Source organism: Saccharothrix sp. (genome assembly GCF_031180885.1).
Classification (GTDB): Bacteria; Actinomycetota; Actinomycetes; order Mycobacteriales; family Pseudonocardiaceae; genus Actinosynnema.
Window position 1 is genome coordinate 26,112 of the sequence record NZ_JAPSLK010000075.1, and the last position, 6,583, is coordinate 32,694.

The window sequence follows — 6,583 nt, forward strand, 5'->3', positions numbered from 1 at the left end:
CGAGGCAGGGATTCCCCCTCGCAGGTGGCACGGTACGTCCCGATCGGGGGACGCACCGGGTGAACTGTGTCGTTATCCGACCTATCCACCCTGCGCCGGGTCTTGTGCGGGGTGACACTCGCGGTCCGAGGGCGCCGTCTACAGGGGACGGTTCACGTGGCACAACAACACTTCCCGGACCTGATCCGCCCCATGCTCGCAGTCCTGGGCGACCTGCCCGAGGGCCCCGAGTGGGCGTTCGAGTTCAAGTGGGACGGCGTCCGCGCCACCACGTACGTCCGAGACGACCGCCTACGCGTCCTGACCCGCAACGACCTCGACGCGTCCCGTACGTACCCCGAACTACACGCCCTGACTGAACTTCTGAATCACCGCCCCGCCGTCCTGGACGGCGAAATCGTCGCCCTGGACCCCTCTCGCCGCCCCAACTTCAGCCGCCTCCAGTCAAGGATCCACACCCGCCGCCCCACCGACGACCTACTACGCCGAATCCCGGTCGCCTACTACATCTTCGACGTCCTGCACCTGGACGGCCGCCCCCTCCTGACCGAGCCCTACACCACCCGCCGCCGCCTCCTGGACGACCTCCACCTGACCCACCCGTCCATCCAGGTCCCCCCGTGCTTCACCGACCTCCCCGGCACCACCGTCCAGTCAATCGCCGCCACCCACGGCCTGGAGGGCGTGGTCGCCAAACGCAAAACCTCCCGCTACGACCCCGGCCGACGTTCCCCGTCGTGGATCAAGGTCCCCCTGATCCGAACTCAAGAGGTGGTCATCGGCGGCTGGCGCCCGGGCGAAGGCCGCCGCTCCGGCACCATCGGCGCCCTGCTGCTGGGCGTCCCCACCTCGACCGGCCTCCACTACGCAGGCAAAGTAGGCACCGGCTTCACCGCTCCCATGCTGGAAGACCTCCAATCCCGCCTAGCCCCCCTCTCCCGCCCCACCTCCCCGTTCACCACGGAAGTCCCCACCGACCACGCCCGAGCCGCCCACTGGGTCCACCCGACCCTGGTAGGAGAAGTCCAATTCCGAACCTGGACCCCCGAGGGTCGCCTCCGCCACCCCAGCTGGCGCGGCCTACGCCCCGACAAGTCCCCCTCGGACCTCACCACCTGACCTCCGACGGCGGCTCCTGCCCCGGGAGGACCACGCTGCGGCGATCGGCAACCGCGACGAAGTACCGCAGCACGTGGGTATCGACGTCCGCCCGGCCCGGTATGCGGAAACCGCATGGCCACAGGCATTGGTCAGCGAACCGGAACCACACCTACGTTCGACGGCATGACCGAGATGACGCGAGCCGACCTGCTCAAGGGCCTGGGCCTGGCCGCGGTCGGCGTCACCCTGACCACGCCGACCGCGCACGCAGACGCCGAACACCCCAACGTCCGCCTGATCAAGGACTACTACGCGACCTACGCCAAGAGCGACCCCGAGCAGCCCGCTACCACGACTATGTCACCAAAGACATGAGCCCAGCCCTCGACAACACAGGTCGAGGGCGCCGAGCTTCGCTGCAGGCTTGCAGCCCGAAGTTCAGCACAACCACGACCCCTTAAATGATCACGTATCTGGCGCGACTGCCGACCTCCCGCCGACCGCACGCGAAGCCGATGGCCGGGTCACCGCGTCCACGATCGCGGACCCCTTGGAGCCCCACCTCCGACCGGGCACCTGACATCTATCACCGACACCTCACTCGGCGTGCTCCGGCCAGCCGTCCGCCGGCCAGCTACCGGTCCACCCACGGGTCGTCGAAGTCGAAGCGGCCCCCAACGTCGAGTTCGGCGGGTTCCGCCACCGCCCGAGAATCCTTCGGGTCCGCGCGTTATGGCGAGGTGACTGTTTCCGTTGCGGCGCTGGGCAACCGCCATCAGCCTCAAGAACCGGATCGTCGCCTTGGCATGCAGCATCACTTCCCTGCCGGCTCACCGACAACGCCCGGCGGGCGGGCCTCCGGGAGGTCCTTGGTCAAGGCGCGGAGCAGGTCGCCGGCGGCCCGCTGCGCCCGCCCCTCCGGCACCACCTCCAGCAACGCTACGAGTTCGAGCAGCCGGTACCGGTCGAACACCGCGAAGAACGCCACCAGGTTCGGATTCCACTGGCTGTTCAACCGCAACAGCACCTCGTCACCCTCGACATCGACCAGCACGGGCTCACCGTCGTGCTCGTCCACCGTCCAGTACGGCAGCGACCCAACCACACGACGGAACTTGCCGACCATGTCCTCGTACTCGCGCCGCTCCCACCAGTCCACGACCGCTCCCCTTCCACCGTCGGCGTCGGACGCGCCGTCGCCGAGCGTCCGCGGCGGCCGGGGAGAGCCGCCGATTCCACTCGGACACAGGTTCGATTCCACGTCGGGTCGACCGGTGGCGTCGTCGTCAAGCCCCTTCGACGGCAGTGGGGTTGACACGAAGGACGACAACCAGAGGCGATACCGGAGCCGCTCGGCAAGTTCGCGGAACAACTCCTCATCCGACATCTCGGTCGGATCCGGCTGCACAGCGGGTCGGCGGCGGGCCTCCTGCTGGGTGATGACGCCCGTGCCGACCAGGACATCGAGGATGGGGACGTCGAACAGCGCGGCGATCGACCGCGCGGTGTCGATCGTCATGGACTTGCCGTCGCGCCAGCCGGTCAGGGCGCTGCGGTTCACGCCGATGCCGCGCACGAAGTCCCCGGTGGTCAGCCCGCGCTTGCGGAGTTCGTCCTCGATGTAGACCCAGAGAGGCGAGGACGCCCGTTGAGTAGTCACGTCGATGATGTTAGGTGCAGGCACAGGACGTACGGTGCGCGGTGCGCTCGCAACTGTGTTCGGCGCGGGAGGACATCGGTGTTGGCCACTCGGGTGTGTTGCGGTCGGTGCGGCTGAGCGGGGTCGGGAGCGGGTGTCGGGGGTGGTCGAGCCCGAGCGCGTGGTGTCGGAGGCGACGGCGAGGCCGAAGCGTTCCCAACTGGGTTGTCCGTTGTCGTTCCACGTGCGCCAGGCGTTCCGGACGTGCGTCCACAGTGGAGTGGAGCCGCCTTCCCGCCGCCAGGTGAGGTCGTGCCGGTGTCGCCGCCGAATCTGATAGGCCACGGGCGGACACCTGACAGCTGTTTCCTGCGGACGTCGACGGCAATTGCAACTGCGGTTCACCACCGTCGAACTGGCCGCCATCCCACGCCCAGCCTCGTCGACGACGTCCTGGCGCAACTCGATCTCGCCCAACACGGCCCACTCGCCGCCCTGCGCGCTGCCTCGACACCGGATCGCTGCCATCCAGGATCGACCTTCGACGGAAGCCACCGGTCACCGCGGACGCCGATCCGATCGTCGACGGCCTGCTCCTGGACTTCAAGAGCACCCGCCGCATCCACACCTTCCCGCAGCTCACCAGCGGCCATCCCCGACCTCGACCAAGAAGCCGCGGTGAACATCGGCGGGCTGTTCCACCCAAGATCGAAGAGGACGGCTCGTGACCCTCTGAACACCCCTTCGGGCACCGCGCGCCGGGTATCCACTGATTCGCCCTGCCCGCGAATAGCAAGATCCCCTCTAACCGTGCTGGTCAGAGGGGATCTTTGCGGTGTGGGCGATACAGGGATCGAACCTGTGACCTCTTCGGTGTGAACGGTGCCGGGCACGTCTCTGCCGTGCCACCAGATCTCAAGCGCGGCGCCTTGACCAGTCAAAACCTTGCTGCGCAGTCCCACCCGACACTGTCAGGACCGCCACTCGCCACCACATCTCAGCTACAGATGCCGCTACTGGCGCGGCGCACGCCTGGCAGGTGGCAGGCCCTCCAGCATCGCCACAGAAGCTCCTAGCCAACTCGGTCAGGGTATCGGCGAACCGCTTCTGCAACCAATGCCTTTATCGCAACTTTGCTAGGTCTCTGATCCTTCCCCCAGGAGCAGTAGTTTTCTTGCAGTAGTAGTACATCATCGATTGCACGAACTAATCCGGCGAGGACACCGTTCGTCGCCCACGGCTTGGCGGCAATCTGAGCTATCCAGTCAAGAACTTGAGCGGAGGACCCGCATTCCAGGAGGTCGATCTCATATGGCTCCGTCAAACCTTTACCGCTATACGATAGCGAAATGCTCACCCCCCGCGACTTCAGTACCCATCCGCCCCAACTGTCGTTAACCTTCCGGCGAAACTCCGAGGGCAATTTGATTTCCTCTTATCGACTTATGACTCAGTCCGATTTTGCGGCTCGCTCAATGCGAATGTCTTCTTCACAGCCCAACCCAAGTTGCTGATCTTGGCGCTGCTCAGGTACATAGATACAACCGCAGCACTGCCCGATAGCTCCCGAAGCACCTCGGCGACCAGTAGGCGGAAACCCACCTTCGCCAACAGGTCGATCTCCCCTTCGTCAACTATGTACGTGGGCTCGTGCTTCAACTGATTGTATCGCCGCCAGAACAAGTCTCCCCAGACGTCGCCATCGCCTATCCACTTTGCGACCGGTTCTCCCAGGTGACGAGCGATTGCAATTGAAGGCGTGCGCTCTCTAGCAACGGCGGTCCATTCGTACCCTGGCTTCCGCCTGTTCGCTGCACACCAGTACTCCATAGCGGCAGCCAGTTCCATCAACCGCAACTCTGGAGAAGCGAAGCCAAGACGGAGTTGATTAACTATAGGCTTCACCAGGCGTATATGATCGTTCGTCATTCGCACCCAACGATCGAGAGCCTCCACGCCGCCAATGTTTTCGAGGAGGAAGAGTGGCCTATCCGTCAACGATTTCGGTGTCACAACCCTAGGCTGAGTGAACATGAGGAAATGGTTCCAGAATTGCGCTCGCGAAGGTGGTTGTTTGGCGTAATCAAAATCCACAACACCTCCGTCAGCCGCCACAAACCCATCGTAGGCGAGACTTATAAGGTCTTGCACTCTAAGAATGGGTGAAAGGAGATCCCAAAGTTCCACGGGGCGCTCACTTCGGCATACTACTGTCACGGGCGCGTAGACGGTCCTCCTGGACTCAGGTCCCACGACTGACCAGTACGCTGACACTCCGAGTGCTCGGCCGTCAGTCAGCGACACCGACTTACGGGGAGCACTACTTACCTGAAGCGTGAACGCCTTAAGGCGGCCGTCGTCATGGTGCTCCCACTTTTCATCCGATATTTTGATATCCACCCATCGCTCCACACCTGGGAAAAAGATTTCCAGCTCCCGAACTTTGAGCGAGTTCAAGTTCGTGTAGTCTACGTTCCGAGCAAGACTATATGCCTGAAACTTCCGCACCGATGCCTTAAGGCCGAAGACTACACTCTCATGACTTAGGCGTGGATTAAAGAGCAGCACGTCACCATCCGTGGTGACGCCATACATTGCCTTGGGGTCATCCCTCTCGTCTTCGCCGAATCGGTCAAAACTCTCGACCGGGTCCTCGATCAAAGTTTCGAGGTCGACCAGTCCGTTGGCGCCCAATTTGACGTAGCCGCGTATCGCAGCGTCGTCTTCAACCGAAACCGCGTCTTGCAGGGCCCAAAAGAAGCCCATGACACCGCCGAAAAGGTTTTCGAGCTTCTCCAGGCCCGACATTATCTCACGCCTTCCACACTACTTAACACGCCCACCGCAAAACAGACAGCTAGATTCGGTTGCCGAACTCAGCATAGTAGGTGCCGCCCGACTCCGCCGCCTCTAGAGCCAAACTTACTCGACGGAATAGTGACGGATGGATACGTCCTTGAACGTCCGACATCGAGATGAAGCGACAGCTATTCAACTCATGGTCTCTTGGCACCAAGCTGTCCACAACGGGGCGGGTCAGAACTCCACCATCGAAAATGAACTGTTGACTGTCTCTCCACACGCCTTGCCTTGGCGTCCAATCAACCACCAATAGGCGGCCGACTGTCGGCCTGAAACCCAACTCCTCTTCTACTTCGCGGGCACAGGCGGCACGAGGCGACTCATTTGGATCGGCAATTCCGCCCGGAATCTCCAGGACCGGCTTATAGATAGGTTCGACGAAGAGCACTTCGCCCACTTCGTTCCGGATCAGTGCGCCAGCCGCCAGTGGCTTGGCCGCGATGCGCCCGGCAATGCCAGGGTTAAATTCAACTTCGGGCGGTCCCTCCAGGGCGATGTCTGCCTCAAGCTGGGCGGGGTCGAGGCAGCTCTTCGGGGGAGTGCCGCTGGTCAAGGTTGCCTCACTTCGGGGGTTCGGGGGCTGTCTGCTGGAGGAAGTGCTCAACGGTGCGGTTCTTGGCGTGGGGAGTGAACTCGGCTCGTAGGTCGCGGATTACCTGTTGGGAGCGCTTGGACTTGACGGTTGAAGCTGCGGTCGAGGCTGCGGTGGCGTGGGCGATGGCCTGCTCGATGTCGCCTTCGAGTAGGGCCAGGCGGGACAACTGTGCGGAGCTGAAGACCACTCGGCGGGGTTGGCCAGCCGCGCTCTGCGCCGCTGCGACCAAGTGGGGGCGGGCTTCTGCTGGGTTTCCCAGGTCTAGTGTCCTGCGCCTGAAGTTCGTTGAGTAAGTGTAGATTTGTCCGATGGCTCGGACGGGTCGGCCGGTGGCCGCTGTGGTGTTGACCGACGAGGAACGCAAGACGCTGACACGTTGGGCACGG

The 6,583-nt window shown here is 63.3% G+C and carries 5 protein-coding genes; 2 read left to right on the forward strand and 3 right to left on the reverse strand.

The features are described 5' to 3' along the window. The first annotated feature begins 156 nt into the window (after positions 1-156). A complete protein-coding gene (gene ligD, locus RIN75_RS40275) occupies positions 157-1,119 on the forward strand; it encodes a non-homologous end-joining DNA ligase (protein WP_309117378.1) in 963 nt (320 codons plus the stop codon). A gap of 165 nt (positions 1,120-1,284) precedes the next feature. Then, the gene (locus tag RIN75_RS40280; RefSeq protein ID WP_309117379.1) at positions 1,285-1,476 is read left to right on the forward strand and encodes a hypothetical protein; all 192 of its coding nucleotides are present in this window, start codon (positions 1,285-1,287) and stop codon (positions 1,474-1,476) included. Between the two features lie 439 nt (positions 1,477-1,915). Here RIN75_RS40280 and RIN75_RS40285 read toward each other — a convergent pair whose 3' ends face one another. The 3 genes from RIN75_RS40285 to RIN75_RS40295 form a co-directional block, all read right to left on the reverse strand. Beyond that, positions 1,916-2,761 carry a helix-turn-helix transcriptional regulator gene (locus RIN75_RS40285; protein WP_309117380.1) on the reverse strand — a complete coding sequence of 282 codons (846 nt, stop codon included), beginning with the start codon at positions 2,759-2,761 and terminating at the stop codon, positions 1,916-1,918. Positions 2,762-4,183: 1,422 nt separating this feature from the next. Next, on the reverse strand, positions 4,184-5,548 hold the full coding sequence (locus RIN75_RS40290; protein WP_309117381.1) for a hypothetical protein: 1,365 nt from the start codon (positions 5,546-5,548) through the stop codon (positions 4,184-4,186). Between the two features lie 49 nt (positions 5,549-5,597). Beyond that, a complete protein-coding gene (locus tag RIN75_RS40295; protein WP_309117382.1) occupies positions 5,598-6,155 on the reverse strand; it encodes an NUDIX hydrolase in 558 nt (185 codons plus the stop codon). Positions 6,156-6,583: the final 428 nt, after the last annotated feature.